The 2,991-nt window shown below is 63.4% G+C and carries 2 protein-coding genes; both read left to right on the top strand.

Translation table 11 applies throughout. The features are described from left to right. The first annotated feature begins 493 nt into the window (after positions 1 to 493). Entirely contained in the window at positions 494 to 1,723 is a 1,230-nt protein-coding gene (locus tag ABYV89_RS15980; protein WP_432823929.1) for a DEAD/DEAH box helicase, read from the top strand. A 221-nt stretch (positions 1,724 to 1,944) separates the two neighbouring features. Next, positions 1,945 to 2,991: DEAD/DEAH box helicase (locus ABYV89_RS15975; protein ID WP_432823928.1), on the top strand; the 1,047-nt coding region annotated here is incomplete at its 3' end.

Below are 2,991 nucleotides of genomic sequence, written 5' to 3'. Positions count from 1 at the left end.
TCCCATAGTTTATCGCGATGGGGGGACTGCCGCTAATTCCTGGGCCATCACGGGGACCGACCGGAGCAGCACCATTGATTGGGGGGGGCTGGCCATCTCGGAAACGCGTTCCCATATTTACGCAGGAGAGCTTCTGGAGGTACGGTGACCTCCTGAGTTATGCGTACCTGCCAGGGGCCGTCAACGGCAACCCTGACTGCGCCTGAGGGTACGGCTGGGCCATGATGACCAAGGCGTTGGACAAGGTTTAAGGGTTCGATAAAATCATGCGCGCAACTCGCAAGAAAGCCCACTGACCAGTTCGCGGCCATGCACACAAGGCCCGGAGTTTTCTCCGGGCCTTGTGTGTTGGGAAAAACGTTGCTATCGCCTGAAGAATCATCGTCGCCTGGTCCGATAACGGTTGTGTCTGCCGTCAAGGCAGGTATAATCCGCCGCAACCGGCCTCCCTCAGCATACGCAGACCGCCAACCGCACATCGAGAAACCGCCCTATGTCTTTCTCCTTACTCGGCCTTTCCGACCCCCTTCTTCGCGCCGTCGACGAAAAGGGCTATTCCGCCCCCTCGCCGGTCCAGCTCGAGGCGATTCCCGCGATTCTCGCCGGCAGGGATGTCATGGCCGCGGCGCAGACCGGCACCGGCAAGACCGCCAGCTTTGCCCTGCCGCTGCTGCAGCGCCTTGCCGGCGGTCCCAGGGTGAGAGCGAACCAGGTCCGCGCGCTGGTGCTGACGCCGACCCGCGAGCTGGCGGTGCAGGTCGGGCAGAGCGTGGCCGGCTACGGCAAGCACCTGCCGCTGAAGTCGGCCGTCGTCTACGGCGGGGTGAAGATCAATCCGCAGATGATGAAGCTGCGCGGCGGGGTCGATCTGCTGGTGGCGACCCCGGGGCGTCTGCTCGACCTGTTCAGCCAGAACGCGGTGAGGTTTTCGCAGCTCGAGACCCTGGTGCTCGATGAAGCCGACCGCATGCTCGCGCTGGGCTTTCTCGACGAACTCCGAAAAATTTTGAGCCTGCTGCCGAAACAGCGGCAGAACCTGCTCTTCTCGGCGACCTTTTCCGACGACATCCGCACGCTGGCCGACGGCCTGCTGAAGGATCCGCTGCAGATCGCGGTCGGTCCGGCAAACGCCGCGGCGCAGAGCGTGAAACAGTGGGTCTACGAGGTCGACCAGTGCAAGAAGCCGGCCCTGCTCAGCCATCTGCTGCACAGCAAAGGCTGGGGGCAGGTGCTGGTTTTTATCAGTACCAAGGACGGCGCCGACCGGCTGGTCAAGAACCTTGCGAAGGATGGTGTCGCTGCCGCGGCGATCCACGGCGACAAGCGCCAGGGGGTGCGCAGCCGCACCCTCGCCGACTTCAAGGCCAACAAGATCCGCGTGCTGGTCGCCACCGATATCGCCGCCCGCGGTCTCGACATTGACGGGCTGCCGCAGGTGATCAATGTCGAACTGCCCAAGGTTGCACAGGACTACATTCACCGCATCGGCCGCACCGGTCGCGCCGGCCTGCAGGGGGAGGGGATCTCCCTGGTCAGCGCCGACGAGGTCAAGCTGCTCTCCGCCATCGAAAGCCTGATTCGCCAGACGCTGGTGCGCGAGGTGGAGCCCGGTTTTATCCCGGCTCATAAAGTCCCCTTGACCCGCCAGATGAAGGTTCGGCCGAAGAAACCGAAAAAGCCGAAGAACAAAGAGACGCCATCCGGCCCGCAGGGGCAGGGGTGACAAGCAGGCCGTAGCGGGCCGCATTACCCGTCAGAGGCCCGTCACCTGGTTGAAAATATGTCGATATCATAAGAACTTAACCTGCGTGTAATTGACAGTGATGGGGCAATCCGCTACTGTGCCGTACACGTCCTTGTTTTACCGTCTCTTTTTGAAACATGACGAGGCGCCATCCAGCTCGATCCGTGAAACCGGATCGCTTTATCCAAGGATTTTGATCGATGTCTTTTGACTCTCTTGGCCTCTGCGCCGAACTGCTGAGCGCGATTGCCACCCAGGGCTATACCGAGCCGACCCCCATCCAGACCCGGGCGATCCCGGTGATTTTCGAGGGGGCCGACCTGTTGGCGGGGGCCCAGACCGGCACCGGCAAGACGGCGGCATTCGCCCTGCCGATCGTGCAGATGCTGAGCGCCAAAACCCCCACGCAAAAGCGCCGGCGGCCGCGCGCGCTGGTGCTGGTGCCGACCCGAGAGCTGGCCGCCCAGGTCAGCGAGCAGATGCAGAATTACGGGCGGCGGCTGTCGCTGCGTTCCACCATGATCTACGGCGGGGTCAACATCCAGGCGCAGATCGAGCGGCTCTACCGCGGCATCGATATCGTGGTGGCGACGCCGGGACGCCTGCTCGATCACGCCCAGCGCAACACCATTGACCTCTCCAAAATCGAGTTCCTGGTGCTGGACGAGGCCGACCGCATGCTCGATCTCGGTTTTATCGACGACATCCTCAAGGTGGCCGAGTATCTGCCGGCCAAACGCCAGACCCTGCTCTTTTCGGCCACCTATTCGCAGAGCATCAAGGAGCTCGCCGACGAGCTGCTCGATCACCCGCGGCGAGTCGAAGTGGCGCGCAGCAATATCGCCGCCGACGCGGTGACTCAGGTGGTCTACCCGGTCGAGCGCAGCCGCAAGCGGGAAATGCTCTCGCACCTGATCCGCAAGGGGGAGTGGAGCCAGGTGCTGGTCTTCACCCGTACCCGGTACGGCGCCGACAAGCTGACCGCCGAACTGCTCTTCGACGGGATTAACGCCGCGCCGATCCACAGCAACAAGAGCCAGTCGATCCGCACCCGCACCCTGGCCGAGTTCAAAAAGGGCGAGCTGCGGGTGCTGGTGGCGACCGACGTGGCCGCGCGCGGGCTCGACATCGCCCAGCTGCCCCACGTGGTGAATTACGATATGCCCCAGGTCCCCGAAGACTACGTGCACCGGATCGGCCGCACCGGCCGGGCCGGAGAGAACGGCGTGGCCCTCTCGCTGGTCTGC

Source organism: Trichloromonas sp. (assembly GCF_041583255.1).
GTDB lineage: Bacteria > Desulfobacterota > Desulfuromonadia > Desulfuromonadales > Trichloromonadaceae > Trichloromonas.
Note: the sequence above shows the minus strand (reverse complement) of the source record. Positions and strands in the feature narration are given on the sequence as shown.

Coding starts and splice junctions, on each gene's coding strand:
- ABYV89_RS15980 (WP_432823929.1), top strand. CDS start 494: ATGTCTTTCTCCTTACTCGGCCTTTCCGACCCCCTTCTTCGCGCCGTC.